Consider the following 25260-nt stretch of genomic DNA (forward strand, 5'->3'; position numbering starts at 1 on the left):
TTGACATGAGAGACTGACATACCTATGATGTCGCGCACTATGGCAGAGGCTCAGCTCCCCAAGCGTGTTGATGCGGGCAAACTTGTTGATAGTAATCAACAGTTTACTGCGTATATCGACAGTGCAAACTTAGAACGATTAAACGACGCCGTTGTGCGTTGTGACGAACCCATTCATTGCCAAATGGTATTTGAGCGGGGAACGGATCGTAAAAGGGTTCTGACCGGAAGTTTTCATACAAACGTAGTAATGTGCTGTCAGCGCTGTTTAGGTGATGTAACCATTCCTTTGCAGGGCGAGTACAAGCTGGGTTTTGTATTAAATGACGAACAGGCGAAAGCGTTGCCTAGGCAACTAGAACCTGTTGAGCTGGATGAAGACGGAAAATTAGATCTTTGGTCTACGATTGAAGATGAAGTGCTTTTGTCGCTTCCTAATTTCCCAATGCACCCAGAGAGTGAGTGCCAGATAATGCAGCCTGAGCCTGAGCCTGACTATACAGATTCAGACGTCAATCGGGTAAATCCGTTTGATGTGTTAGCTAAGCTTAAACAGAAATAGCGATTAAGTTAGGAGCCAATAAAAATGGCAGTTCAACAAAACAAAGTATCTCGTTCAAAACGCGACATGCGTCGTTCACACGATGCGCTAGACACTGGGTCTATCGCTCTGTCTACTGATAGCACTAGCGGTGAAACTCATCGTCGTCACCATGTGACTGCAGACGGTTTCTACCGTGGCAAGAAAGTCGTGGAGACTGGCAACAACTAATATGTTTACCATCGCGGTAGATGTAATGGGCGGGGACTTAGGTCCCCGCGTTGCTTTCCGGGCTTGCGCTACTGTGCTGCAAAATCATCCCGACCTTCGCTTGATACTCCCCCTCGAAACCTCGCTTCATATTGATGCTCAAAAAGCATTATCGCGATTTTCTGATCGTGTATTGATCAAACCTTGCCAGAGTCACATCGACATGGCTGATAAACCTGCGCGCGCTTTACGCCAAGGGCTTTCTAGTTCGATGGGTGTGGCGATTCAAGCCCATGCGTCGGGTGATGCTCAGGGTGTACTTTCGGTCGGCAATACCGGTGCCTTGATGATTCTTAGCAAGCGATTGCTAGGCACGCTTGGAGGGATAGATCGACCGGCACTTGCAACACAGATCCCTACTCGTAAACAGCCGTTGCTGATGATGGACTTAGGCGCGAATTTAGAGATGAGCCCAAAGCAATTGGCTCAGCTCGGTTTGCTTGCGATCAGTTGGTATCGTGCGCGAGGAATAATGAAGCCGTCTATTGCTTTGCTTAATATCGGCAAGGAATCGAATAAAGGCCCAGAGGATATTCGCGAGGCTGGTAAGTTGCTGCATCGTGCGGCCCCTGAATGCTACGCCGGCTTTGCCGAAGGGGATGATGTTTTTAATGGCGATTTACACGCATTAATATGTAACGGCTTTGCCGGTAATATTGCGCTAAAAACGACAGAGGGTCTGGCTGATTGGTTGACCACTATGATGGCGGATGAACTAAGTAACAGTAAGAGTTTACGCTGGTTGATTCCGTTGTGGCGACACACCATTAAGCGTATAGAGAAACGTATTTCACCTGCTCGACATGGTGGGGCAATGCTGTTGGGAGTTTGCGGTCATGTCGCCAAAACCCACGGCAAGTCGGATGAGAAAACAATTAAATACGCATTGGAATATCTAGTTAAACAAACGAAAACGGCCGATCAGGCGCGTTTACAGTCGGAATTTGATCGTTTACAGCGAGGGCTGAATTCGCCCGAATAATGGCTTTGTTGGGGTTATGTGCCACCAAGGCAATTAAATTATGCATTTTAGATGGTTTATTGTCACAATAGCGCCCCGTAAAGTAAGACACATCGGTAGCTCGTTATTGTTTGCCGGTGTAAATGGTCCGACTAATAATAACGAGTAACGACAAGAATTTATAAGGCGTTGCAATGACGAACGTAATTGCTTTTTTCCCGGGGCAGGGGGCGCAGCAGGTTGGTATGCTGGCCGATATTGCTTCTGACTACAGTATTATTCAAGAAACGTTTGCTGAAGCGTCCGACGCGGTTGGCTTCGATTTATGGGCCATGATTCAACAAGGTCCAGCAGACACACTCAATCTTACCTATAACACTCAGCCCGCATTGCTAACGGCAAGCACGGCTATTTGGCGTGTTTTACAGGCTCAGTGCCCCGCGCTAAATGTTGTTGCTGCTGCCGGTCACTCTCTGGGTGAATATTCAGCCCTAGTCGCCGCTGACGCTATTTCTTTTGCTGATGCAGTGCGTTTGGTTAAACGTCGGGGTCAGTTAATGGATGCCGCCGTTCCGGCAGGTCAGGGCGGTATGGCGGCTGTACTTGGTTTGGATGAAGAACAGATTCGCGCGGTTTGTGATGAGGCCGCTATTGCAGGGGTTGTGGAACCTGCAAATTTCAACGCGCCAGGACAAATTGTGATTGCCGGGGATACGGCGGGTGTCGCAAAAGGTATCGAAGTCGCTAAGGCTGTTGGTGCTAAGCGGGCATTGGCGTTGTCGGTAAGTGGTCCATTTCACTCCAGCTTAATGAAAGCGGCGGCCGAAGAATTCAATGATGCCTTGGCGAGTGTCCAGTGGCGTGCTCCGGCGTTTCCTGTGTACCACAACGTCGACAATCAAACAGCAACGCTAGAGGCAATTCCTCAGCGTTTGCTGGAGCAATTGTATAGCCCAGTCAATTGGACTGGAGCAGTTCAGGCGGTGCGTGATCGCAGTGATTTAGCATTAGAAATTGGCCCCGGAAAAGTTTTAGCCGGTTTGGTTAAGCGCATAGACAAAACCTTAGATGTTGAAACTACAGGTGATAGCAGTGCTTTAGCTGCCACTATTAGCCGAGTGCAAGGAGCCTAATATGACGGATCAATCACTAGCGTTAGTGACAGGTGCCTCACGTGGCATTGGCTTGGCTATAGCGGAGCGCCTTATTCGTGATGGTTATCGAGTGGTTGGTACTGCAACATCAGAAGGCGGTGTAGCGGCTCTTCGAGAGCGTTTGCAGTCGCATGGTGCTCAGCATGATGCCTTGTTGCTTGATATCGCTAATAGTGAACAAACAGATGCGGCTTTGGCTGATTTGCAAACTCGATTTGGCACGCCGTTGATTGTCGTTAATAATGCGGGCATTACACGCGACAATTTATTCTTGCGTTTGAATGAGAGCGACTGGGATGCAGTCATTAATACGAACTTGAATGGCGTGTTCCGTGTCTGTAAAGCATTAGTGAAGCCAATGCTTAAACAAAAGGCCGGTAGTATCATTAACATCAGCTCGATTATTGGTACAACAGGTAATGGCGGTCAGGCCAATTATGCCGCCGCGAAGGCTGGTTTAGAGGGTTTTAGCCGTTCTTTAGCGCAGGAAATTGCCAGCAGAAACATTACAGTTAACTGTATTGCGCCCGGATTTATCCAAACAGACATGACAGATGTCTTGCCTGAAACGCAAAAAGACGCCATCCTAGCGACCATTCCGGGTAAGCGCTTTGGCAGTGTTGAAGACATCGCCGGAGCGGTAGCCTTTTTGGCTAGTAGCGACGCGAAATACATTACAGGTCAGACCATTCATGTGAATGGCGGCATGAATATGGGTTGAGGTCGTTAACGACCTTCAGGAAATAACGAAACGGTAGGAAAAAACCATGAGCAATATCGAAGAACGTGTAAAGAAAATTGTATGTGAACAGCTAGGCGCAAAAGAAGAAGACGTAAAAGCTTCATCTTCTTTCGTTGATGATCTTGGTGCAGATTCACTAGACACTGTTGAGCTGGTAATGGCTTTGGAAGAGGAATTCGAAACCGAAATCCCTGACGAGCACGCAGAGAAGCTGACTACCGTTCAGGAAGCAATCGACTACATCATTGCCAATCTGTAAGATTTGCAATGTCTGAAAGCCGCGTCTTTAGATGCGGCTTTTTTTATGCGTGTAATATTCAACGTGAGTGACGTTTGTCATGGTTTCGTTGTAAGGCATTGACGGTACTATCAAAGCTTTGGTTTCGGTAAGTACGCCGAAGTCAGTCACTCACTGGTGTGGAAGATGATTGAACATACTTGGCAATGGCGAGAGGGCTCATGGCAGCCTGTGCGCTGGCCCGCCGATGATCGCGGCTTACATTATGGCGACGGCGTATTTGAAACCCTGCGGCTAAACGATAGCGGTGCAATTCCGCTGTGGGCTTTTCACCACCTTAGACTAAACGATGGCTTTAAACGTTTGCGCTTTAGCGAACCGTTGATGAGAGATGTGCAGGATGCATTAGTGTCTTTGCCTTTAGTTCCATCACCAGATGCTTTGGCTGCTAAGGTTATTGTAACGCGAGGAGGCGGCCCTAGAGGTTATGCCGCTTCGTCGACTCGGGCTAATGTGCTATTTCAACACTTCTCTGCGCCACTGTGGGGTAGGGAGCGCAATTCTGACGGTCTGTGTGTAGGTATAAACCCAGTTAGGTTAGCGCAGCAGCCCTTGCTCGCGGGCATTAAGCATCTCAATCGCTTGGAACAAGTACTTGCCCGTGAGGCGTTTGCTGACGACTGGCAGGAAAGCGTCATGATGGACGCTGAAGGCAATGTGATTGAGGGTTGTATGAGTAATCTCATTGTTATTAAGAATGGAAAATTCCTAACCCCTGACCTTTCTTTGTGCGGTGTTCGTGGCGTTGTACGTGAGTGGTTAAAGTCAGAGGTTGAGCTTGTAGAGCAAAGAATGTCCTTACAACAGCTTATTTCAGCTGATGGTGTTGTGTTTTGTAATAGCCTTGCCGGATTTCAGCCTGTACGCTGCCTTGTAGGTGACGAATCAGGCGATATTCATTGGCATGAAGATAGCTCTGGTTTCGTTCAAGCCCAGCAGTGGCAAAAGGCTCTGGAGTCCTTGTTTTGACAAAGCGCGACCGATCTAAAAAAACTTCTGCTAAAGCATCCAAAAAACATAAAAAATCGACGTCTAGTTTTCGTAAGTGGCTTATCAGTTTGTCGGTGCTGAGTTTTCTCGTAATTGGCGGGGTTGGGGTTACAGCATATTGGTTATGGGAATTACCCAACCTAAATAATTCTTCTGTTCGTATTGATGTTCAGCGTGGCGATACGTTAACCAGTATGGCGGAGCGTTGGCAGCGTGATGGCTGGTTGCGTTCTGCTTTGTTGTTGCGAGTAACTGCGCGTTTAACTAAGCAAACTCGCGTATTGCGTCCTGGCGAGTATGACATTCCAGCGGGGCTTACAAATAGCGAGCTGTTAGCTTTACTCGCTAGCGCTAAAGCCGTTACTTACCGCCTAACTATTATCGAAGGACGCCCGCTACGGGAAGCGCTTGCTGTTATCGCAAAAGCACCGCATTTAACTCAAGATATCGAGCCATTGACCGCCGAGGCGGTTGCTAAGGTTATTGGTGTTCAAGGTAATCCAGAAGGTTGGTTATACCCTGATACCTATGTGTATCAGCGTCATGAGACGGCTTCTGCCATTATTCTGCAGGCGTATCAACGAATGCAGGATAACCTAGCAGAGGCATGGCAGAATCGGGCTTCTGGCTTGCCGTATCGTGATGCATATCAAGCCTTGATCATGGCCTCTATTGTCGAGAAAGAGACTGGGGCGGCTTACGAGCGACCAATGATTGCTGGTGTGTTTGTGCGTAGACTACAAAAAAATATGCGTTTAGAAACCGATCCGACCGTGATTTATGGATTGGGCCCAGAGTTCGATGGTAATTTAACTCGAGCTCAATTGCGCGATAGTAGCAACCGCTACAATACATACCGTCGTCATGGTTTACCGCCGTCACCGATCGCATTGGCGGGGCGCACGGCAATAGATGCCGCTTTGCATCCACAAGATGGTGACGCTTTGTATTTTGTTGCTAAAGGGGATGGCTCTCACGCCTTCTCTGCTACCCTAGCGGCTCATAACGCTGCGGTAAGAAAATATCAAATGCGACGCCGAGAAGATTATCGTTCGGCTCCAAAAACAGAGCAGTGATTGTTTTACTGTTAACTAGTGAATTTGAAATAACATTATGACGAATGACACCATGCAAGGGCGGTTTATCACATTTGAAGGTGGCGAGGGTGTTGGCAAATCGACCAATATCGAGTTTGCTGCACATTGGCTACATGAGCGTGGCTTCGAAGTGATTGTCACCCGCGAGCCGGGTGGTACTGAGATTGCGGAGCGTATTCGTAATGATCTATTAAAAGCGCATCACGGCGAAACCATGCAGCCACTTACCGAACTGCTATTGGTATTTGCGGCTCGCGCTCAACATCTTCTGCAGGTTATTAAGCCAGCGTTAGAGCGCGGAGCTTGGGTGCTATGCGATCGTTTTACAGACTCCACCATTGCTTATCAAGGGTACGGTAGAGGATTAGATCAAACCACTATTCACGCCTTAAAAGAATTAGTACAGCAAGGGCTGGAGCCTGACCTAACTATACTGCTGGATGCTCCGCTGGATGTTGGCATGGGGCGGGCGCAGCGACGCGGGCAATCTGCTGGTGAAGAAACGGATCGTTTCGAAGTGGAGCAGCGTGCATTTTTTGAGCGTGTACAGCAAGGTTTTCAGGCGCTGGCCGCGAGCGAAGCACGGTTCAGGATAGTAGATGCCTCACAGCCTTTGGCCGATGTGCAAACACACGTTGTCATGCTCCTTGAGGAATGGGTGTGATTACACCAGCAGCCACGCATAACGCGATTAATGGCGCGGTTTTGCCTTGGCAACAGTCGGTTTGGGCTGATCTCATTAAGCGTCATCGTCATAGCGGTTTACCTCATGCACTTATGCTTACTGGGCCAAAAGGCATCGGTAAGCACGATTTAGCTTTGCATATCGCGCGCTGGCTGTTGTGTCAAAACCCTAGTGATGATGCGTGTGGGCACTGTCATAGCTGTCAGCTTTGGGCCGCCGGTAGTCATCCTGATTTTCAGATCGGTCAGCCAGAAGAGGGCAGTCGACAAATTCGTATTGATACGGTGCGCCATATCAATGATTTTATTTCGCAGACACCGCAAATTAGTCGCTGCCAAGTGGTTATTATCCGCCCTGTTGAAGTAATGAATACCAACGCTGCGAACGCTTTACTTAAAACCTTGGAAGAACCGCCGGGTGAGAGCTTTCTGTTGCTAGAAACTGAGCGTTTTGGTTCTGTATTGCCGACTATTCGTAGTCGCTGTCAGCGTTTATCGTTAGCAGCTCCGAAGGCAGAACTGGCGTTGCAGTGGCTAACAGCTACTGGTGTACAAACAGCAATCGCCGAGCATGCTTTACGCATGAATAACAACGCGCCGTTAGCGGCTCGTGATTGGCTTTCCGGAGCTGCAGGCGATACACAGCAGCGTTGGCTTGAGTTATTACTGCAATGGTCCAAAGGTTCTGCACCACTGCAAACGGTTGCTGACGGCTGGAGTAAGTTTGAACTGGGCGATATTATCACTTGGTTTTACGGCTTAACCTGTGATTGCATGAAGGCCATGATGCAAGTGCCACATGAACATTTACTCTATGCCAATGCCGTCACAGAACTGTCGAGTTACGCTATGACCGACAAAATAAAGCTGATAACCTTGCAAGACAAATTACGGCTAACTAACGGGCAATTACTGTCTGGTGCTAGTCATCATAATAAGATGTTGTTGGTCGAATCTTTATTGCTCGACTGGCAAGCGTTACTCATTCAAAGGTCTGGGAGTTCGGCATGAGTTTAGGTGGCCGCAGCGGTATTTTATCTCTGACTATTAAAGATAAGGCAGTGTTATACGCAGCCTATATGCCGTTTATTCGTGATGGCGGGTTATTTATTCCTACCAGCAAACAGTATCAACTTGGCGACGAGGTATTTATGTTGTTGAAGTTGATGGAAGAGCCGGAAAAAATCCCAGTTGCAGGTAGGGTTGTTTGGGTGACACCAAAGGGCGCTCAGGGCAATAAAGTTGCAGGTATCGGCGTGCAGTTTACGGGTGATGATGAAATTGCTCGCGGCAAAATAGAAACTTATTTAGCGGGTGCCGTTAAATCTGATCGAATGACCCATACGATGTGATAATAGCCAAGGGTTACTTGGCTATTATCCAGACAATTAGCGCAGCGACCGCTGAGCCGATCAATACTCGCAACCACGGCGTTGCCTTAATCGCTTCTGATTGACTAATGTTGGCTTTGCCATGAATCATGGCTGGCACTAGGTTTTGTTTGCGCACTAGCTTGTAATAGGCAATTGCAGCAATGTGCACAACGATGAGTGTCATCAAGATGCTAAAGCTTATTTCATGAATTTCAGCGCAAAGCCTACCCGTGTCATATGACACAAAGTCGCTTAATGGCCCACCGTCAAAACCATCGACGTCGACAGCAAATAACCCCAAACCAATTTGCAAAAGGATAAAACCTAGTAAGGCGATAACGCTCCATGCGCCTAATGGATTATGTCCGGCTTTATTCGGGCGATTCTCATCATAGTTCGATTTAAAAATATGATTACGCGCATAAGTTAATGCGGCTTTCGGAGAACTAACAAAATTTGAGAATCGTGCAGTACGTGTACCAACGACTCCCCAATATAGTCGAAATAACACTAAACCGAACAACCCATATCCAGCGTAGCGATGCCAGGTCATCTCGTGATTTTCACCGCTCCACCAACAGACAGCAAATAACAGAACCATTAGCCAGTGTCCAAGGCGCACTGGAATATCCCAAACAGGTTGTAATGACGTGTTGTTTTGACTCATAGATTTATTTTTCCAAGCGGCCAAGCAATATTAGTCAGCGCGGAAGCTAGAGTGACAGTCGGAACAGCTATCTTTGACGGCGACAACTGCCGCTTTAATGGATCCTTTGTCGTTGCTTGCTACTGCTTCGACCAACTGTTGAGATGTCCTTACTAGGTCCTGGCTGTATCGATCAAATTTGGTTGGATTTTTCCAGATGTAATCGAGCGCATCTGTGTCTAAACCTGAATCAGCACCACTGCCTTCAGGGAACCAAGTAGAAACATCTTTAGCATATAGCGCTATCGTATCGGCAGCAGCACTCATGGCGTTTGCATCAGGAGTATCTTCACGAAGCTGGGTGCGGAAAACCTTCATGGCGCCCCCCATTTTTTTAAATCCGTGTTGGCGAGTATCAATAACGTCTGCTGCCGAAGAGACATCTGCTGCAAATGAGGTTATGGCGCTGCACGACAATGTAAGAGCAAGACCGGCAATGGCTGTGTGACGCAATAAATACGAATTCTTCATAAAGCTTCCTCTAGAGAGTGTTGAAATACGGCCGCAAATGTAGCTTTGCCTTTGTACTCCTTGGCTGTGGCTATATCCATTGCACTAACACCTTTACTATTACGGATGTCGGCATTGGCCCCATACTGCGCAAGTAAGGTTAGCATCTGCTGCAGATCATCGCCGGAACTTGTTTCAAGTACAATGTGCAGCGGGGTTTGGCCATACTTATTGCTGATATTGGCATTGGGTGATAGTGCAAGGGCTGTTGCCAAAGCTTGAGGGCTATTACTGCCTGCGGCGGCCAGAGTGATGTTGTTACCGTGTTCCGAAGTAACGTTTATATCAACGCCAGCGCTGGCTAATATCTTCATTATTTCGCCGTGGCCATGCTGTGCAGCGAGAAGAATCGCTGGGGTAAATGGTGGTTCGTAGGGCGCGGTTTTGAAATTGCTTTCATAGCGCCATTTAACTAGAGACTCTCCTGTTGGAGTATTCAAATCCGCGCCTTTATTTATCAATAGCTGAACCAGTGCAGGTTGATTGGCCAACACCGCGGCATGTAATAGTTGCTGCCCATTGCGATCGAATGCCGTTAGATCAGCACCTCGTTTGATTAACTCTTGAGCAATAAGATAATTGCTTTGGTACATAGCTAATTGCACTAATGTGGTATTTTCTGGGCCAATATGACTGGCGTCGGCGTTATTAGTTAACAGTGTTAAAGCTGCTTCTGGTTTACCACTCTTAACGGCGAAGAATAAAGCGGTAAATCCTGCATTAGTAACCTGATCAATATGAGCGTCGTGCTTAATTAATAACTTTACTGTGTCCATTTTATTGTAGGCGGCCGCTCTCATTAGTGGCGTCTGGCCTTTTTTATCGCTCAAGTGGATGTCTGCTTTCATTTTTAACATGCGTTTTATGATTTTGCTCGAAGCGGTGCCAGCACAAAGAGAAAATGGCGAAATGCCTTCACTGTCAATGGCGTTGATATTTGCTTTCGCTTTGAGTAGTAATTCAATTATTTCATTGTGACCATACTGGCAAGCCAAACTCAATGGCGTGAAGGTCGTTGCAGGATTTTGTAGATTAGGTTTCGCACCATGTTTTAACAGAATTTTCACACTGCTTAGGTTTTGACTTTCCACAGCCCAAGCTAATGGCGTTGAACCATCAGCTAGTAACTGATTCGGGTTGCTACCATTATCCAGAATATACTCGACCTTATTGGCGTCTCCTAGGCGGATCGCATCAAGTAGTTTCTCGCTATCATTTTTGTTAGCGGCCAAAGCGGCTGAACTTGCGACATAAAAAACTGAAAAAATAATTATATTTAACATAGAGGTCATGGCATTAAATCCTAGGCTGACAGCTCATGTAAAAGGCCTGTGCTATCTCCAAACGACTCAGCTGGCACGCCCAGCTTATTGATCATCGACAGCATTAAATTACACATCGGCGTATTTTTTTCGACGGCAATGTGTCGGTTACCTTGTAGGCCTCCGCCTGCAATAATCGCGGGTAGGTTCATGTTGTCGTGCGCATTAGGTTCTCCTAAGCTCGCTCCTGCCATTAATAAAGTGCTGTCGAGCAAACTTGATTCTCCATCTTTGGTTGAACTCATGCGCTCGAGGCAGTAGGCAAACTGTTCCATATGGTGGCGATTTATTTTAACGAGTTTGGCAATCTTCTCTGGGTTGCCGCCGTGGTGGCTGAGGCTGTGATGTGAGTCGGGTACGCCTATGTCGGGATAAGTGCGATTACTTAATTCGCGTCCTAGCATAAAAGTACAAACACGCGTCATGTCCGTTTGCAATGCTAAAACTTGCAGATCAATCATTATCTTTACGTGGTCTTCGAACGAGTTTGGAATGCCTGTTGGCATTATTAAGTCGCCAGCATTTGTGTCTATTTTTTGCGAGCTGGCTTTCTGGATACGACGTTCAACGTCGCGAATAGAGGCTAAATATTCATCCATTTTGCGCCGATCATTCATCCCCATTTTTTTAGTTAATCGCGCGGCATCGTCGCGTACAAAATCGAGAATGCTTGATTTGCGTTTGAATTGAGCTTGCCTGCTTTCTTCGTCTAGCGACATGCCATCGCCAAATAATCGTTCAAAGACATCACGCGGATTTACGGTTACGGGAAGCGCGACGGTAGGGCTACGCCATGACAATGTGTTGGTGTAAGTGCAGCTGTAACCGATATCGCAGCTGCCGAGCAAGCTAGATGGCTCAATACCAAGCTCAAGTGACGCTAACTGTGTTTCGGTGGCAAAATGATTGGCTACGACCTGATCCATGGAAATACCACATTGCAAATCTGAACCTTCAGTCCGTTTAGGGTGTGCTCCAGTGAGATAAGCACCGCAGCTGCGACCATGACTGCCCGGGCCATCACCGAGTGCACTAGCGTTGTAATGAGCTAAACCGGAAATGACAGAAAATTGATTCCGATAGGCTGCTAACGGCTCCAATATGGGTGTCATAGCGTAATTCATCCCAGTAGTTAATGGCGTAAAGCTATCCATGCTCATACCATTTGGCGTATAAAAAACACTCAGGCGTTTGGGTTTATTCTCAAGGGTGTTTGCGTATGCTGCGGGTGCAATCGACTCTAATAGTGGCAAAGCGATACTCGCACCAAGCCCGCGAAGAAGTGAACGACGGCTGATTGATAAGGTGTCTTTCATGCGTCAGGTGTCCTGCGTAGATTAAATGGTTCGCTATTCACAATGGCTAAAATCAGAGTGTGAATGCGATAATTGTCATCAGCGACTGCTTTAGCAATGGCTCTAACCTTAGGTTGGTCGTAAGGCTCTAATCCGCGACCTAGGGCGTAGGTCAGTAGTCGCTGGGTAAATGCTTGAGTAAATTGGTCTTTTTGCTGCAATAAAATATCTTGCAGTCCGCTTAGCGCTTCGAACTGCGTGCCGTCAGGCATAACTGCCGATGAATCAATTATTCGGCCCGTATCGTATTGACGATATGCACCAACAGCGTCGAAATTTTCTAGAGAAAGCCCTAGAGGATCCATTTTTGAATGACACCCAGCGCAAGCAGGGTCTTCCCTATGTAATGCCATTTGTTCACGGGCATTTAATTCTTTCCCGCCTTGTTTCGCCACTAAAGCAGGAATGTTTGGCGGAGGAGGTGGCGGCGAGGCAGCGAGTAAATTATCGAGAATCCATTTTCCGCGTTTAACTGCCGAGGTGTGATTGCCGTATGAAGTAACCGTTAAAATGCTACCTTGGCCGAGTAAGCCGCCGCGACCATCAGAAGGTGACAGCTCTACTTTGCGCATCGCGGGGCCGCTGACATTTTCAATATTATAATGCCGTGCTAGCCGTTCATTAATAAACGTGTAATCACTGCGAATAAAATTAAGCAAGCTGGCATTGTTGCGCACAATATCGGCAAAGAACCATTCACTTTCGTCCAGCATGGCTTGACGTAGTGGCACATCAAATTCTGGAAATTCGAAAACGTCCGGACGTTGATATTCTAGATTTCGTAAATAAAGCCACTGGCCGGCGAAGTTTTCGGTTAATGCAATAGCTCGGTTATCATTCAGCATGCGATTAACTTGTTGCTTTAAAATCTTTGGCTGGCGCAGTACGCCTTTATTCGCAGCTGCTAGCAGTTCGTCGTCGGGTAGGCTACTCCATAAAAACAAGGCCAAGCGCGAAGCGAATTCAATATCGCTAATAGGGTGTACTGTTCCTGGCTTGCTATTTTCTGGATCTTGTTCAAACAAAAACAGAAAACTCGGTGATACCAGTAGAGCTTGAATTGCAGTCGCAATACCATGGTTGAAATCGGCGTCGTTTTTAACCTCTTTATATATAGCGTAGAGTGGTTGTGTATCGCTTTTATTAACAGGTCGGCGGTAAGCTTGCTGCATTAAGTTTGCGATTATTTCTTCTGCGCATTCATCTTCTGTTGAGGCAGCTTCGGGAAGGCAAGAGAATATTTTATCGCGGCTTGGTGTTTTACCAGGACCTGAGGCATTGAACGGCCCATCGATATTCATTTCTAACACATCGCGTAAGAAATTAACTTGAGCAAACCGAGGCGTCATATAATAAGACGGCACATCGACACTGCCGACGCGAGCACCATCGACGACAAAGTCTAGCGTCATGCTTGTCGGAGGAAGTGTCGGTAATACAACGATGTCAGTTGTGTTGTGAAGCGTTTGCACTGTTTCATCCAAGGCAAGCCGCTTACGAAATGTCATGCCAATGTGGTGCGGACCTGCGTTCAATGGCACTTCTATACTGACGTAATTTTCTAGTAAGCGATCCACCTCATTATTGGTATTTGCGTTTAAATATCCTCCAATTTTATAAGTGCCGTCATGCGGAGCGTAATACGAAAATTCGCCACCGCCACGTGAATTTAGCGGAAGGTGGTCGCCCATGCGATGGTTATAGGATGGAATGCCTTGGTTCATAATTGAACCATCTTTGGGCAATGTATATATCGTCGAAAATGGTTCGTTAGGCCCCAGTCCAACTGCAAGTTTGCTGATCTTGCCTGCAACGCGAATGTAGCGCTCCACTAAAGTGGGTGAAACAGTCAATACATCGGCAATATTGTCGAAGCCATAGCCTGAGTCATCAGCCGGTAATTCATCTTTAATGTCGACATCTAGTGCTAGCAAATCCCTTACGGCATTACTGTATTCAGCACGATTCAGGCGGCGAATGGTTGAGCGGCCTGGGTTAGGATTTTCAATGCTGTAATTATCGAGTGATGTCTGAAGCCATGAACTGAATTCTTTATGTTCAGATGCGCTGGGTTGTGGTTTGTTTACGGGCGGCATTTCTCCGCGTGTAATCATACTCAGAATTTTTTCCCACGAGCCAAGGTCATGCCCCTTAGCTACGCTCTCGGCTTGCACCATAGATAAAGACCAATTGCCTGACATACGCTCGTCGTTATGGCAGCGCGAACAATAGGTATCTAAAAACTCGTCGGCTTCTAGTGCTTGATTTGCCGCGTGCGCGGTAAGTGATCCGCAGAAAATAGAAGCTACTGCGATGTAAGAGATACGCATACAAGTGCGAAAACTACTTATTCGGTCGTAGCCAAACCGACGGGGGCCAAGTATTACCTTCATTCTTGCCTCTAAAATAAGCGCAGTTTGGCAGCATCCTTGGCCAGTAGCAGAAAGGGCGATATTGCCCAGTCGCCAATATTGCATCTTCAATGCCAAAACTTGACTTATTGGTCAGATAAATTGACGGACATATTTAAAGGCTAATAAAATCAATAGGTTGTTGGGGTTTTATTAATACTCTTGAGTGGGCTAGGCAGGTAATTAAACGACTTAAACGATGGCTTTTGGTGCGATGAATGGATGGCTGCACCAATACGAACCTCAAACAAACGGACCAATTAGGCCTGTGACACCTCATGACATTTGTTATCGACTTCCGCCGAAATTCACACCCGAGTGAATCACTTCGTGCAATGAAGCACGGCCAATACAGAGGATGTTATGAAGTCGAATCTATTAAAAGCGTTTTTATTTAGCGCAGCATGTCTGCTTTCCAATGGCGTACTAAGTGAGGATGCCGTTGAAAATACTTACACCGAGTCAGCGTTCATCTTACCTGAGTTGACAGGCGACGAATCGGAAGGCTATCGCCAACAAATCGAATTTTTAAGTTCTTTAACTTTATATACTGGCAAGATTGAATTAGGTGCTGGTTTAGCCACGCTTGAAGTGCCGGAGAATTACTATTATTTAAACCCAGAAGACAGCAAGCGAGTGCTTGAAGATGCTTGGGGTAATCCTCCTGGTGAACTGGGTTTAGGTATGTTATTCCCAGCACAATACACTCCGATTGATAATGCGGCTTGGGGTGTTGAATTGGCGTACTCTGAAGAGGGTTTTGTATCTGATGAAGATGCCGGCGAAATTGATTATCAAGAACTACTGGAAGGTCTTCAGGCAGATACGCGCAAAGAGTCAAAATATCGCGTTGAGCAAGGTTACGACACGCTGGAACTCGTTGGTTGGGCTGAAGCTCCATATTACGACGCTATTACGCATAAGTTGTATTGGGCAAAAGAAATACGCTTTGGCGATATGGACGTAAATACCTTGAATTACAACGTTCGTATTCTTGGACGCAAAGGGTATTTATTGATGAACTTTATTGCCAATATTGATCAGCTACAAGAAATCAATATGGCGCGCGATGAAGTTCTTGGTATGGCAAATTTCAACGACGGCAATTTGTATAGTCAATTCGATCCGGATATCGACACGGTCGCAGCATACGGTATTGGTGGTTTAATTGCCGGTAAAGTATTGGCTAAAACCGGCATGATAGCGATGGCATTGTTGGCGCTGAAAAAGTTCTGGTTCGTCTTGTTTCTGCCATTACTTTGGTTGAAAAAGCGTTTGTTTGGCAGTAAAAGCGCAAGTTAATAATAACGTGTTAATTTAGTCCGGTTGTCGCAATTACCGCTTTGCGACAATCGACTTAAATGACTTAACTGCGATTTGTTAATCTCGCCACAGCATCCAGTGCATCATCCAATACGTCTGCTGTGGTGTGGAAGTGCGGAGCAAAACGTATACCGCCGCCGCGACTTGCGCACACAACACCAATCCCCATCAATTGCCGATAAAGTTTTTCGCTGTCGATATTTGAAAAGCGAAAGGTAATAATCCCTGATCGGCCTTCGGCATGAGCTGGCGTTAAGATATCCGCGCCAATGTCTTCTAAGCCGCTGCGCAGATAAGCGATATTGCTAGCGATTTTTTCTTGAATAACATCTAAGCCAACTTCTAACAATAAGTCGGTGCTTGCAGCAAACGCAAACGCGGCGAGCATATTTGGGCTGCCACATTCAAAGCGACGCGCCGTTGTTGCTGGTTGCCAATCTTTGCGGCTGTAGTCTCCTAAGTGTTCGACCATATGCCAGCCAAATTCACTTAACGCTAATTGCTCCATAACGTCAGGGCGCACATAAAAGAAGCCTAAGCCTTCAGGACCAAGCAACCATTTGTGACCGTCAGCCATGGCAAAGTCAGCATGAGTATCCGTAACTGAGAATGGACCTGTGCCCACCGCTTGAATTGCATCGACGCAAAACAGTACGCCGTGCGCGCGACACGCTTCGCCAATACGCCTTAAATCCATCGCAATGCCAGTGCCGTATTGCACTGCGCTGATAGATACTAAGCGTGGAGATTGCTGTATTGCGGCTATCAGCTCTGCTTCAGGGGTGTCGCCATCAACACTGACGGTCTTAACGGTAACTCCCTTATTGCTGAGCGATTCCCAAACGATACGATTTGAGGGGAATTCTTGATCGCTAATCACTACGACATCGCCAGACTTCCAATTCAACCCGTACGCAACGAAAGAAAGTGCTTCTGAGGTGTTTTTGACCAACGCGATACTGTCGACAGGGGCATCAATTAATAATCCAAGATTTTCACGAAGACGGTTTTCCGTAGGAATCCATTCGGGGTAATGGCTAGCGCCAAGCCCTGCATTTTCGTTAGCAAACTCAATAACGGCTTTACGTGATCGGTCTGGCCAAGGTGCAACAGCCGCATGATTTAGGTACATACATTCTTGATTGACTGGGAATTCTTCGTTCCACCAATCAGTCTCGCGGTGGCTAACCTTCCTTGAATCGCGCGTCATCTAGCTATCTCCAAAATTCATTTACTGTTCGCTGTGGTGATGAGGGGAATCTTGTCGTTGTAGCTCACGTGTTTCCTGCGTACTGTTGACGTTTAAGTTAGGCGTCATCACCTGTTAAGATACGCTTCATACTATACAAGGAAAAGCAGAGACTCCATGTTGCAGACACCCGAATCGACTCAGAACACCGTTACTGGCCAGAATTTCGAAATCTCCCGCAACCCCGCGTTTCTTCATTTGGATGCAACTCCGGTTGAATCGCTAAATGTTGTTATTCATCGTTATCAGCATAAAAAGACCGGCGCTGTTCATTTTCATATGCAGTCGGATTATGAAGAAAATGTATTTCTTGTAGCGGTGCGGACCATGCCGCACGACTCAACGGGTGTGGCGCATATTTTAGAGCACACGGCCTTGTGTGGCAGTGAGCGTTTTCCGGTGCGCGATCCGTTTTTTATGATGACGCGGCGCTCGCTTAATACCTTTATGAACGCCATGACCAGTAGCGACTGGACCGCGTATCCATTTGCTTCACAAAACGCTAAAGACTTCGACAACCTGCTTGATGTCTATTTGGATGCGGTATTTTTCTCGCGTTTAGATCCACTCGATTTTGCCCAAGAAGGTCATCGCGTTGAACTGACTGACAATGAAGATCCAACGTCGCCGTTAGAATATAAAGGCGTAGTATTTAACGAAATGAAGGGCGCGATGTCATCGACGGTATCGCAGCTATGGCAGGGTATTAGTAGCTATTTATTCCCGACCACAACTTACCATTACAACAGTGGTGGTGAACCAGCCGCGATTACCGACTTAAGCTACGACGAGTTGGTCGCGTTTTATCGCAGCCATTATCACCCATCCAATGCCATTATCATGACCTTTGGCAATATGGATGTGACGGCGCTGCACGACAAAATTGATAACCAAGCGCTAAGCCGCTTCGAACGCCAAGATACTCAATGGCATGTACAACCGGAAAAGCGCTATGCCGCACCCGTTGCGGTTGAATCTGCTTACGGCGTCGATAGCGATGACGTGGGTGCGCAAACCCATCATGTTATCGGCTGGCTATTGGGTGATTCGATTGATTTGGATGCCCAGCTTGAAGCAAATCTTGTTAGCCAAGTATTGCTGGATAACAGCGCCTCGCCGTTGCGCAAAGCACTGGAACAAACCGAATTAGGTGGTTCACCATCGCCACTGTGCGGACTGGAAGACTCCAACCGTGAAATGAGCTTTATGTGCGGCATCGAGGGCAGCGAGCCGGAACATGCAGCCGCCGTTGAGCAGCTGGTGCTGGACACCTTGAAGGAAGTGGCCGAGCAGGGCGTCGCCCAAGATACCATCGAAGCCGCGTTGCACCAGTTAGAGTTGCATCAGCGTGAAATCGGTGGCGACAGCTACCCTTATGGCTTGCAGTTAATCTTTAATGCCTTGCCCGCTGCAATTCACTACGGCGACCCAGTTGCCTTGGTCAATCTTGATCCAGCACTTGAGCGCCTGCGTGCAAAAATTCAAAACCCGCAATTTATGCAAGAAGCCGTAACACGCCTGTTGCTGAATAACCGCCATCGGGTGCGTTTTACTTTGAAGCCTGATGCCGGATTGAACGCTGAAGCTAAACGTCTTGAGCTGGCAAGTCTAGAAAGCATGAAAGCAGGTATGAATGACGCAGATATCGCTGCCGTTCAAGCACAAGCTAATGCCTTGAAAGAGCGTCAAGAACAAGAAGATGATCCGGGTTTACTACCCCAAGTGACGCTGGATGATGTGAAGCCGGATTTAAGCTATGTCGCGCCAAGCAAAGAGCATACGGATGGATTACCGACGGCTGAATACGTTACTGGAACCAATGGCATTATCTACCAACAGTTGATGACAGAACTGCCAGCATTAACCGCAGAACAGCTTAGCTGGTTGCCTTACTTCACTCAGGTTTGGACGGAAGTTGGCGCGGGTGGTCACGATTATTTAACGCAACAGCAACGTCAAACGGCCATCGTAGGTAGCCTAACTTCCTATGCGTCGATGAAGGCGAATATTTCCGACTGCGATAAGATCGAGGGTTACCTTGTTATGTCGGGCAAGGCGCTTGGCAGTCAAGCGGACGCCTTTAGTAACTTGATGAAAGAAACATGGCAAACGCCTGTTTTTAATGAAGAAAAACGTTTGTTGGATTTGTTGAATCACGCCAAATCCCGCAAAGAACAAGGCATCACTGGTGGTGGTCATTCGTTGGCGATGTCCCTCGCAGCTGCACCGCTAAATCGCACCGCCAACTTCATGAATGAGCTAGCAGGCTTGCCACAAACTCTGCGCGTGAAACAGCGTGCCAAGCAAGCGAAAGAAGAAGGCGCTGGTGCAATCAGTGCAATGATGAGTGACGTATTTGGTCGTTTGCGCACTACGCCTGATGCCGCCTTGTTGGTTCATGATGAGCAAGCTGCAGAAAGCCATGTTAGTAGTCTTGGTCGAAACTGGACGGGTGTTAGTGAATTAGCCACTAGCCAAATTGAATGGTCGCCGGTGGCAAGCTCGACTTATTGGATGGTCGATTCACAGGTTAACTTCTGTGCCTTGGCTATATCGACCGTTACCATGACCCACGAAGACGCTGCGCCGTTAGCTGTATTGGGTGGTGTGTTGCGCAATGGCTATTTGCACACGGCTATTCGTGAGCAGGGTGGGGCATACGGTGCTGGCGCGACTCAAGATTCGGGTTTGGCTTGCTTCAAGTTCTATTCGTATCGTGATCCGCGCGTTGAAGAAACTTTCCGCGAGTTCCGTAACTCTATCGACTGGGTGCTGGAACGCAAAGATGGCGATGAGCTGGTTGAACAGGCAATACTTGGTATTATCGGCGGCATGGACCGCCCGGGCTCGCCAGCAGGTGAGGCTAAGCAGGCGTACCATATGGACAAGACCGGTCGCACATACGCATTACGCCAAGAGTATCGCCAGCGCTTGCTAGCCACTCGTTGGGCGGATGTGCAACGTGTGGCTAAACAGTATTTGCAGGGCCAAGATGGCAGTATGGCCGTTGTGGCGCCACGCGGTACGGATGCAATGGCCGCAAAACTAGGCTTGATCGCAACCGACTATTAAGCAGTTTAATTCAGCAGATTAATCCAAATGACACTGCCGGCTTTAATGCCGGCTTGTTTATATCGGACAGGCACAAATACAGGCATGGTATGAAAAGGCTCAATCACTTGGCGTTGCCTCCGACTTCTCGGGGTTTGCTCATCGGCTGTTTAATCGGCTTTGTGTTTACTCTCGCAGCTCAGGCGGAACCGCAAAACCCAGCCACCTCGTTGCAAGCTGCAACTACTGATGCCAATACATCTTTGAGCATCATTAAAGCAACGGATCGCAATGGCCAACAATCGCAAGCACGAATAGAAAAGCTTGATGACGCAACGCTGTCACGTTTGGCGGATACTCGCCGAGCACTGGGCGAAGTTGCGCAGTTGCGGTTATACAATCAGCAGATGGCGCTTATCGTTGCCAACCAGCAAGAAGAACTGGCAGGTTATGATTCGCAGATAGCGGCTATTGATCAAACTGAACAGGGCATATTGCCGCTGATGGTACGCATGATCGACGACCTGCAACGCAACACAGAGCAAGGCTTGCCGTTTTCGTTAGATGAACGCCAAAGTCGGATAGCACTGCTGCGGGATATGCTTCAGCGCGCCGATGTATCCGTTTCAGAAAAATACCGTCGAGTGCTCGAAGCTTTTCAGATTGAACTTGAATACGGACGCACCCTTGAGGCCTATCGCGAACGAGTAGACGGCCAAGCCTATGACATGCTCCGAGTCGGTCGAATTGGCTTATATCGTTTAAGCCAGGATCAACAGCAGGCTTGGACTTGGCTTATGAGCAGTAATGGCTGGCGCGAACTTCCGAGCGACATGCTGGCCGATATTAAGCAAGCCTTTAAGGTCGCGCGCCAAACCACAGCCCCGCAATTAATTACCGTGCCGTTAGCGTCGCCGCTTGTTCAAAGTGAAGTGGAGAATGCGAACAAGGAGGGCGGTGATGTTTAAGCCATTAGGTCGAGTCACGTCCGCGACTTTATTACTGCTCGGGCTAGCCGGAGTAATATCTCCAGCCGTTCAAGCTGCGGATGCTAATGCCGAGAAAATTAGAAGTGCCAATATCGAACTCTTAACCAGTGCCAATCAGTGGCAGGACGCGGAAGCAGAGATTAATCGTGCACGCGAAGCCGCGTTCAAAGCGGATCTCGCACAGCAAACCGAGTTGCTAGCGGCGGCGAAGCAGGCACTTGCGACTGAAAAAGCACGCGCCCAAGCCCTAAAAGAGCAATTCGATAGCAACGACAAAGCTCTGCAAGACGCCGCCGAAGCCCTGCGTTTGCGCACCGGCAACCTTGGCGAAATGTTTGGTGTGGTGCGCCAAGTCGCAGGGGATCTACACTCAGTTTTAGATACCAGTCTTACCCGCATTGATGGCGACTATCCTGCCGATCTTAATGCGTTGGCGGCTGCTAAACGCTTGCCCGCAATTCCTGAGCTGGAAGAGCTGTGGCACACCTTTCAACTGGAAGTTACCCGAGCAAGCGAGATTCGCCAGTTAACGGCACCGGTCACCTTGCTTGATGGCACAACGGCTCAGCAGGCTGTCGTGCGTTTTGGTACTTTCAATGTGGTTACTGATCCGCAGGCCAAAAAACCTGGTTATCTATTGTGGGATGACGAGTTAAAGCAACTGTCGCAGCCTGCGCAACAACCTGATGAAGCAAATTTACTCAGCGATTATCCGCTGAGCGCATCGAATGGTTTTGCAGCCGTCGCACTTGATCCAAGTCGAGGTGCCTTGCTTGGGTTGTCGATGGACGCCCCAACTTGGAAACAACGAATTCAGCAGGGCGGCGAGGTTGGCTACCTGATTCTTGTCATAGGTGCAGCTGGTGTTTTGTTGGCGTTGTGGCGCATTGCCATGCTGGGATTGATAGGTCGTGGCGTCAGTAAGCAGCGAGCGAATATGCTCACTCCAACCGCCGACAACGCCCTTGGGCGCGTCTTGTTAGTCGCAAAAGATATACCGCTTAATCACGATGCCGAGTTAATCGAAGCGCGCTTGAACGAAGCCGTTTTACGCGAGCTGCCGGCATTAGAGCGCGGCCAATCCATTATTAAATTATTAGCAGGCATTGCACCCTTGCTCGGTTTGCTCGGTACCGTAACCGGTATGATCGCAACGTTTCAAGCGATTACCACCTACGGTACTGGGGATGCCAAGCTGATGGCTGCCGGGATTTCCCAAGCCTTGATCACCACCGTACTCGGCTTAGTTGTCGCCATTCCTTTATTGCTAATGCACAACTGGGTTGCCTCGCGCAGCCGTGCTTTAGTGCAAGTTTTGGATGAACAATCAGCAGGACTCATGGCCGAAGCGTTAGAGAAATCAAACGAGAAATCGCATGTTGCCTGAGTGGTTGACCGAGTTTATCGGCCGCGGCGGCTTTGTCTTATATGGCGTGCTATTGGCTGCATTGCTGTTGTGGAGTTTGATTTTAGAACGCCTATGGTTTTTCTATCGCGATCAACCACGGTTAATGCGGCAATTGGAACAGCGCTGGCAGCAACGAGGCGAGCATCAAAGCTGGCAGGCGCGACGTATTCGTCAATATTGGTTAAGCGAGTTTCGCGCACAGGGCGAGCGGTGGCTGTCGCTAATTGCCGTGCTGATAGCGGTGTGCCCACTACTGGGATTGTTGGGAACAGTGACCGGCATGATTAGTGTATTTGATGTGCTTGCGGTAACTGGAACGGGCAATGCGAGGGCGATGGCCTCCGGCATTTCTCAAGCTACATTGCCGACGATGGCGGGCTTGGTAGTGGCCTTGTCGGGCTTGTATTTTAAATCTCGATTTTCGCGTTTGAGTACTCGTAACGAGCGGCATCTGAACGAACGCTTAAGTTCGCACCAAGGACTAGAACTGAGGAGCGGCAATCATGGCTAAACGTCACGTTAATAACGATATCGACGGCGCGGATATTGATATCACGCCAATGCTCGATATCGTCTTTATCATGCTGATCTTTTTTATTGTCACGACCTCATTTGTAAAAGAGTCCGGCATCTCGGTTAATCGCCCCAGTGCAGAAACTGCCGAACAAAAAACGGGTAGCAATTTATTGGTTGCGATTCGTGCCAATGGCGAAATTTGGATCGATCGGCGCGTGGTTGATGTGCGCTCTGTTAGGGCGAATATCGAACGCATGAAGGCCGATAACCCCGAAGGCGCTGCAATTATTCAAGCAGATGAGTTTGCCCCTAGCGGCTTGCTAGTAAAAGTGATGGACCAAATTCGATTGGCCGGAATAACTAATATCTCTATTGCTGCACGAGAAGCCCCCTAATGGTGATTGGTTGGTTGCGAATCCCATTGGCTCTGCTGGCAGGAGCGTTGGTTGTCGCTGGTTTGTTTTGGTTGATGAGCCGTATGGTGCTTGCGCCTGAACAAACCTACGAGCGTGCCGATAACTCAGCGCAAATCAACTTTATCAGACAGCAAAACGATAGCCAGACCCGCACTCGCCAGCGCGAATTGCCGCCGCCACCGGCGGATGCACCACCACCAAGACCACCGTTAGCCACCGCGCAAACATTAACGCCGCCGACTCAGGCCTTGGTTAATATGCCGCAAATCACTCCATCTTTCGTGGTGGGTGTTGGTTCTATTGGTGACGCCAGTATTGCCGGATTTGGAATAGGTGATTCTGATGCCATGCCATTGGTGCGCATGCCTGCCACCTATCCCGCTAAGGCGAAAATGCGCGGCATCGAAGGCTACGTGACGGCGCGTTTGAGTATTGGTGTTGATGGCTCAGTTACTCAGGTTGAGGTTGTTAAAGCTGAACCCGCCGGTATTTTTGAGCGTGAAGCGATTCGCGCTATGTATCGCTACAAGTTCAAGCCCAAAGTGGTCGATGGTGTTGCTGTAGAGCAACAGGCCACACAAACCATCGACTTTATACAGAGCAAATAACGATGCATATTCGAACTTTACGATACGCACTCCTATCCATGCTGCTGTTTCTTAGCCTGAGCGAATCCGCCGTGGCTGATTCGCTATCGCCTGCAACGTATCGCACTCTGGAACAAGTGCAAACGGCAATGACTGACGGTGATTGGTCGGGTGCAGACCGTGTTCTCGAAGAATTAATTAAAGACTTGAATCCCGGGTTGGGTTTGGCATTGAGCTACCAGATGCAAGCACAAATCTCGTTAGCACAAGAACGCATGACTGATGCTGAGCAATCGTTAGAAAATGCCTTGGCTTTGGACGCCTTGCCGCCAGATCAACAGCTCAACCTTAGTAGTAATTTGGCCCAGATTTATTTGGCAGGCCAAGAAAGGAGAGAGCAGCGCACTAAAAAGGCTGAAAGCCTACTATTTAAGGCTATTGCCACTGCCGAGAGTCAGGCCACAGCCGTTCCTCCGTCCACCTTTGCGCTGTTGGCGATTTGTCTGCAAATACAACAGCGCTATGGCGAGTCCATTCCTTGGCTTAATAAAGCTATCAATACCCAAGCTGCTCTACAGAAGCTACCGGAAGGAAACTGGTTGGTGATGCTGGCCTCAGCCTTGTACCAAACGAAAAGTTACAACAAGGCCGCGCAGGCGCTAGGGCAACTCACAACTCTTAAGCCGAATAACGAGAATTACTGGCTACAGCGCGCATCTATGTATCAACTGCTAGAGCAGCCACAGCAGCAGTTGGCGGTGTTAGAGTTAGCCTATGCTGGCGGTTATCTAACCCAGGAAAGCTCATTGATTGCTTTGGCGCAATTGCTTATTGCGCAAGGTGTGCCGGAACGAGCTGCACGGTTACTGCAACAATGGTTGGCGGATAACGACAAGAATTTAACCGTGAGCGATAGCGAAGCTAATATGAAATTGCTGGCAACCGCGTGGCAACTTGGGCGCGAAGATGACGATGCCGCCATCGTGTTAAGCCAAGCAGCGATCAAAACCAATGAACCGCAACTGGCGTTTTATGCCATGCAACTTGCGGTGCGCAGCAGTGATTGCATAGCAGCTGAAGGTTTTCTCAGTCAAGCGCAGGAATTGGGCCTTGATTCCAACAAAAAAGGTGATGGTCTTCTATTGGTTGGCGGCTGCGCCTTTGACAACGGCGACAAAAACACCGCTCGCCGCTATTTCCAGCAAGCGCTAGGGGTGGCAGGTAGCGCGGTTGTAGCCCAGCAGTGGCTAGCTTATTTACCTGAATAAGCCAAAACACTACGGGAATCGCCCAAAACGATACGTCTGT

25 protein-coding genes are annotated in these 25260 nt (G+C 48.3%); 19 read left to right on the forward strand and 6 right to left on the reverse strand.

Translation table 11 applies throughout. The features are described from left to right. Window positions 1–24 precede the first annotated feature (24 nt). From TOL_RS07915 to TOL_RS07965, 11 genes are all read left to right on the forward strand, one after another. Entirely contained in the window at window positions 25–561 is a 537-nt protein-coding gene (locus tag TOL_RS07915; RefSeq protein ID WP_015486800.1) for a YceD family protein, read from the forward strand. Between the two features lie 24 nt (window positions 562–585). Continuing rightward, window positions 586–771, forward strand: a complete 186-nt coding sequence (gene rpmF, locus TOL_RS07920; RefSeq protein WP_015486801.1) for a 50S ribosomal protein L32 — start codon at window positions 586–588, stop codon at window positions 769–771. A 1-nt stretch (window position 772) separates the two neighbouring features. Continuing rightward, the gene (gene plsX / locus TOL_RS07925; protein WP_015486802.1) at window positions 773–1792 is read left to right on the forward strand and encodes a phosphate acyltransferase PlsX; all 1020 of its coding nucleotides are present in this window, start codon (window positions 773–775) and stop codon (window positions 1790–1792) included. 173 nt (window positions 1793–1965) lie between these two features. After that, window positions 1966–2904, forward strand: a complete 939-nt coding sequence (gene fabD / locus TOL_RS07930; RefSeq protein WP_015486803.1) for an ACP S-malonyltransferase — start codon at window positions 1966–1968, stop codon at window positions 2902–2904. Between the two features lies 1 nt (window position 2905). Beyond that, window positions 2906–3646 carry a 3-oxoacyl-ACP reductase FabG gene (fabG, locus tag TOL_RS07935; RefSeq protein WP_015486804.1) on the forward strand — a complete coding sequence of 247 codons (741 nt, stop codon included), beginning with the start codon at window positions 2906–2908 and terminating at the stop codon, window positions 3644–3646. Between the two features lie 46 nt (window positions 3647–3692). Continuing rightward, the gene (gene acpP / locus TOL_RS07940) at window positions 3693–3926 is read left to right on the forward strand and encodes an acyl carrier protein (protein ID WP_015486805.1); all 234 of its coding nucleotides are present in this window, start codon (window positions 3693–3695) and stop codon (window positions 3924–3926) included. 165 nt (window positions 3927–4091) lie between these two features. Further along, on the forward strand, window positions 4092–4934 hold the full coding sequence (gene pabC, locus TOL_RS07945) for an aminodeoxychorismate lyase (RefSeq protein ID WP_015486806.1): 843 nt from the start codon (window positions 4092–4094) through the stop codon (window positions 4932–4934). Next, window positions 4931–6031, forward strand: a complete 1101-nt coding sequence (mltG, locus tag TOL_RS07950; RefSeq protein WP_015486807.1) for an endolytic transglycosylase MltG — start codon at window positions 4931–4933, stop codon at window positions 6029–6031. The genes pabC and mltG overlap by 4 nt, the downstream gene beginning before the upstream one ends. A 37-nt stretch (window positions 6032–6068) precedes the next feature. Continuing rightward, a complete protein-coding gene (gene tmk, locus TOL_RS07955) occupies window positions 6069–6716 on the forward strand; it encodes a dTMP kinase (protein WP_015486808.1) in 648 nt (215 codons plus the stop codon). Beyond that, window positions 6713–7747: a DNA polymerase III subunit delta' gene (locus TOL_RS07960; protein ID WP_051052385.1), complete on the forward strand. Its 1035-nt coding sequence runs from the start codon at window positions 6713–6715 to the stop codon at window positions 7745–7747. Before tmk ends, TOL_RS07960 begins: the two co-directional genes overlap by 4 nt. Beyond that, window positions 7744–8088: a PilZ domain-containing protein gene (locus TOL_RS07965; RefSeq protein WP_015486810.1), complete on the forward strand. Its 345-nt coding sequence runs from the start codon at window positions 7744–7746 to the stop codon at window positions 8086–8088. The genes TOL_RS07960 and TOL_RS07965 overlap by 4 nt, the downstream gene beginning before the upstream one ends. Before the next feature lie 13 nt (window positions 8089–8101). On the opposite strand, the gene TOL_RS07970 is transcribed toward TOL_RS07965, so the two are convergent. From TOL_RS07970 to TOL_RS07990, 5 genes are read right to left on the reverse strand one after another with little or no spacing between them, the layout of a single operon-like run. Then, on the reverse strand, window positions 8102–8776 hold the full coding sequence (locus tag TOL_RS07970) for a cytochrome b/b6 domain-containing protein (RefSeq protein WP_015486811.1): 675 nt from the start codon (window positions 8774–8776) through the stop codon (window positions 8102–8104). A 30-nt stretch (window positions 8777–8806) separates the two neighbouring features. Further along, entirely contained in the window at window positions 8807–9286 is a 480-nt protein-coding gene (locus TOL_RS07975; RefSeq protein ID WP_015486812.1) for a c-type cytochrome, read from the reverse strand. Beyond that, window positions 9283–10617 (reverse strand): ankyrin repeat domain-containing protein, encoded by a 1335-nt coding sequence (locus TOL_RS07980; RefSeq protein WP_015486813.1) that lies wholly within the window; start codon window positions 10615–10617, stop codon window positions 9283–9285. The genes TOL_RS07975 and TOL_RS07980 overlap by 4 nt, the downstream gene beginning before the upstream one ends. Before the next feature lie 11 nt (window positions 10618–10628). Beyond that, complete coding sequence (locus tag TOL_RS07985; protein WP_015486814.1) at window positions 10629–11963, reverse strand: DUF1552 domain-containing protein; 1335 nt, start codon at window positions 11961–11963, stop codon at window positions 10629–10631. After that, window positions 11960–14395 (reverse strand): DUF1592 domain-containing protein, encoded by a 2436-nt coding sequence (locus tag TOL_RS07990; RefSeq protein WP_015486815.1) that lies wholly within the window; start codon window positions 14393–14395, stop codon window positions 11960–11962. The genes TOL_RS07985 and TOL_RS07990 overlap by 4 nt, the downstream gene beginning before the upstream one ends. Window positions 14396–14776: 381 nt before the next feature. Between TOL_RS07990 and TOL_RS07995 the strand changes: the two genes are divergently transcribed. Continuing rightward, window positions 14777–15715, forward strand: coding sequence for a DUF2167 domain-containing protein (locus TOL_RS07995; protein ID WP_015486816.1), 939 nt, complete (start codon window positions 14777–14779; stop codon window positions 15713–15715). Window positions 15716–15779: 64 nt separating this feature from the next. Here the strand turns inward: TOL_RS07995 and TOL_RS08000 are convergent, their stop codons facing one another. Next, a complete protein-coding gene (locus TOL_RS08000) occupies window positions 15780–16946 on the reverse strand; it encodes an aminotransferase class V-fold PLP-dependent enzyme (RefSeq protein WP_015486817.1) in 1167 nt (388 codons plus the stop codon). 156 nt (window positions 16947–17102) lie between these two features. Between TOL_RS08000 and TOL_RS08005 the strand changes: the two genes are divergently transcribed. The 7 genes from TOL_RS08005 to TOL_RS08035 all read left to right on the forward strand — a co-directional run bounded on the left by TOL_RS08005 (window position 17103) and on the right by TOL_RS08035 (window position 25220). Next, window positions 17103–20057, forward strand: a complete 2955-nt coding sequence (locus TOL_RS08005; protein ID WP_015486818.1) for an insulinase family protein — start codon at window positions 17103–17105, stop codon at window positions 20055–20057. An 89-nt stretch (window positions 20058–20146) separates the two neighbouring features. After that, a complete protein-coding gene (locus TOL_RS08010) occupies window positions 20147–21004 on the forward strand; it encodes a DUF3450 domain-containing protein (protein WP_015486819.1) in 858 nt (285 codons plus the stop codon). Then, window positions 20997–22412 (forward strand): MotA/TolQ/ExbB proton channel family protein, encoded by a 1416-nt coding sequence (locus TOL_RS08015; RefSeq protein ID WP_015486820.1) that lies wholly within the window; start codon window positions 20997–20999, stop codon window positions 22410–22412. Before TOL_RS08010 ends, TOL_RS08015 begins: the two co-directional genes overlap by 8 nt. Then, window positions 22402–22944, forward strand: a complete 543-nt coding sequence (locus TOL_RS08020) for a MotA/TolQ/ExbB proton channel family protein (RefSeq protein ID WP_015486821.1) — start codon at window positions 22402–22404, stop codon at window positions 22942–22944. The genes TOL_RS08015 and TOL_RS08020 overlap by 11 nt, the downstream gene beginning before the upstream one ends. After that, the gene (locus TOL_RS08025; RefSeq protein WP_015486822.1) at window positions 22937–23344 is read left to right on the forward strand and encodes an ExbD/TolR family protein; all 408 of its coding nucleotides are present in this window, start codon (window positions 22937–22939) and stop codon (window positions 23342–23344) included. The genes TOL_RS08020 and TOL_RS08025 overlap by 8 nt, the downstream gene beginning before the upstream one ends. Beyond that, window positions 23344–23973: an energy transducer TonB gene (locus TOL_RS08030; protein WP_015486823.1), complete on the forward strand. Its 630-nt coding sequence runs from the start codon at window positions 23344–23346 to the stop codon at window positions 23971–23973. The genes TOL_RS08025 and TOL_RS08030 overlap by 1 nt, the downstream gene beginning before the upstream one ends. Before the next feature lie 2 nt (window positions 23974–23975). Further along, a complete protein-coding gene (locus tag TOL_RS08035; protein WP_015486824.1) occupies window positions 23976–25220 on the forward strand; it encodes a tetratricopeptide repeat protein in 1245 nt (414 codons plus the stop codon). The last annotated feature ends 40 nt before the right edge of the window (window positions 25221–25260 follow it).

Origin of the sequence: Thalassolituus oleivorans MIL-1, from assembly GCF_000355675.1 — a bacterium.
Lineage (GTDB): Bacteria > Pseudomonadota > Gammaproteobacteria > Pseudomonadales > Oceanobacteraceae > Thalassolituus > Thalassolituus oleivorans.

What these genes read in the sequence shown, in the direction of transcription:
- TOL_RS07915 (WP_015486800.1), top strand. Translation starts at nt 25, where the DNA reads ATGATGTCGCGCACTATGGCAGAGGCTCAGCTCCCCAAGCGTGTTGAT.
- rpmF (WP_015486801.1), top strand. Translation starts at nt 586, where the DNA reads ATGGCAGTTCAACAAAACAAAGTATCTCGTTCAAAACGCGACATGCGT.
- plsX (WP_015486802.1), top strand. Translation starts at nt 773, where the DNA reads ATGTTTACCATCGCGGTAGATGTAATGGGCGGGGACTTAGGTCCCCGC.
- fabD (WP_015486803.1), top strand. Translation starts at nt 1,966, where the DNA reads ATGACGAACGTAATTGCTTTTTTCCCGGGGCAGGGGGCGCAGCAGGTT.
- fabG (WP_015486804.1), top strand. Translation starts at nt 2,906, where the DNA reads ATGACGGATCAATCACTAGCGTTAGTGACAGGTGCCTCACGTGGCATT.
- acpP (WP_015486805.1), top strand. Translation starts at nt 3,693, where the DNA reads ATGAGCAATATCGAAGAACGTGTAAAGAAAATTGTATGTGAACAGCTA.
- pabC (WP_015486806.1), top strand. Translation starts at nt 4,092, where the DNA reads ATGATTGAACATACTTGGCAATGGCGAGAGGGCTCATGGCAGCCTGTG.
- tmk (WP_015486808.1), top strand. Translation starts at nt 6,069, where the DNA reads ATGACGAATGACACCATGCAAGGGCGGTTTATCACATTTGAAGGTGGC.
- TOL_RS07965 (WP_015486810.1), top strand. Translation starts at nt 7,744, where the DNA reads ATGAGTTTAGGTGGCCGCAGCGGTATTTTATCTCTGACTATTAAAGAT.
- TOL_RS07970 (WP_015486811.1), bottom strand. Translation starts at nt 8,776, where the DNA reads ATGAGTCAAAACAACACGTCATTACAACCTGTTTGGGATATTCCAGTG.
- TOL_RS07975 (WP_015486812.1), bottom strand. Translation starts at nt 9,286, where the DNA reads ATGAAGAATTCGTATTTATTGCGTCACACAGCCATTGCCGGTCTTGCT.
- TOL_RS07980 (WP_015486813.1), bottom strand. Translation starts at nt 10,617, where the DNA reads ATGACCTCTATGTTAAATATAATTATTTTTTCAGTTTTTTATGTCGCA.
- TOL_RS07985 (WP_015486814.1), bottom strand. Translation starts at nt 11,963, where the DNA reads ATGAAAGACACCTTATCAATCAGCCGTCGTTCACTTCTTCGCGGGCTT.
- TOL_RS07990 (WP_015486815.1), bottom strand. Translation starts at nt 14,395, where the DNA reads ATGAAGGTAATACTTGGCCCCCGTCGGTTTGGCTACGACCGAATAAGT.
- TOL_RS07995 (WP_015486816.1), top strand. Translation starts at nt 14,777, where the DNA reads ATGAAGTCGAATCTATTAAAAGCGTTTTTATTTAGCGCAGCATGTCTG.
- TOL_RS08000 (WP_015486817.1), bottom strand. Translation starts at nt 16,946, where the DNA reads ATGACGCGCGATTCAAGGAAGGTTAGCCACCGCGAGACTGATTGGTGG.
- TOL_RS08005 (WP_015486818.1), top strand. Translation starts at nt 17,103, where the DNA reads ATGTTGCAGACACCCGAATCGACTCAGAACACCGTTACTGGCCAGAAT.
- TOL_RS08010 (WP_015486819.1), top strand. Translation starts at nt 20,147, where the DNA reads ATGAAAAGGCTCAATCACTTGGCGTTGCCTCCGACTTCTCGGGGTTTG.
- TOL_RS08015 (WP_015486820.1), top strand. Translation starts at nt 20,997, where the DNA reads ATGTTTAAGCCATTAGGTCGAGTCACGTCCGCGACTTTATTACTGCTC.
- TOL_RS08020 (WP_015486821.1), top strand. Translation starts at nt 22,402, where the DNA reads ATGTTGCCTGAGTGGTTGACCGAGTTTATCGGCCGCGGCGGCTTTGTC.
- TOL_RS08025 (WP_015486822.1), top strand. Translation starts at nt 22,937, where the DNA reads ATGGCTAAACGTCACGTTAATAACGATATCGACGGCGCGGATATTGAT.
- TOL_RS08030 (WP_015486823.1), top strand. Translation starts at nt 23,344, where the DNA reads ATGGTGATTGGTTGGTTGCGAATCCCATTGGCTCTGCTGGCAGGAGCG.
- TOL_RS08035 (WP_015486824.1), top strand. Translation starts at nt 23,976, where the DNA reads ATGCATATTCGAACTTTACGATACGCACTCCTATCCATGCTGCTGTTT.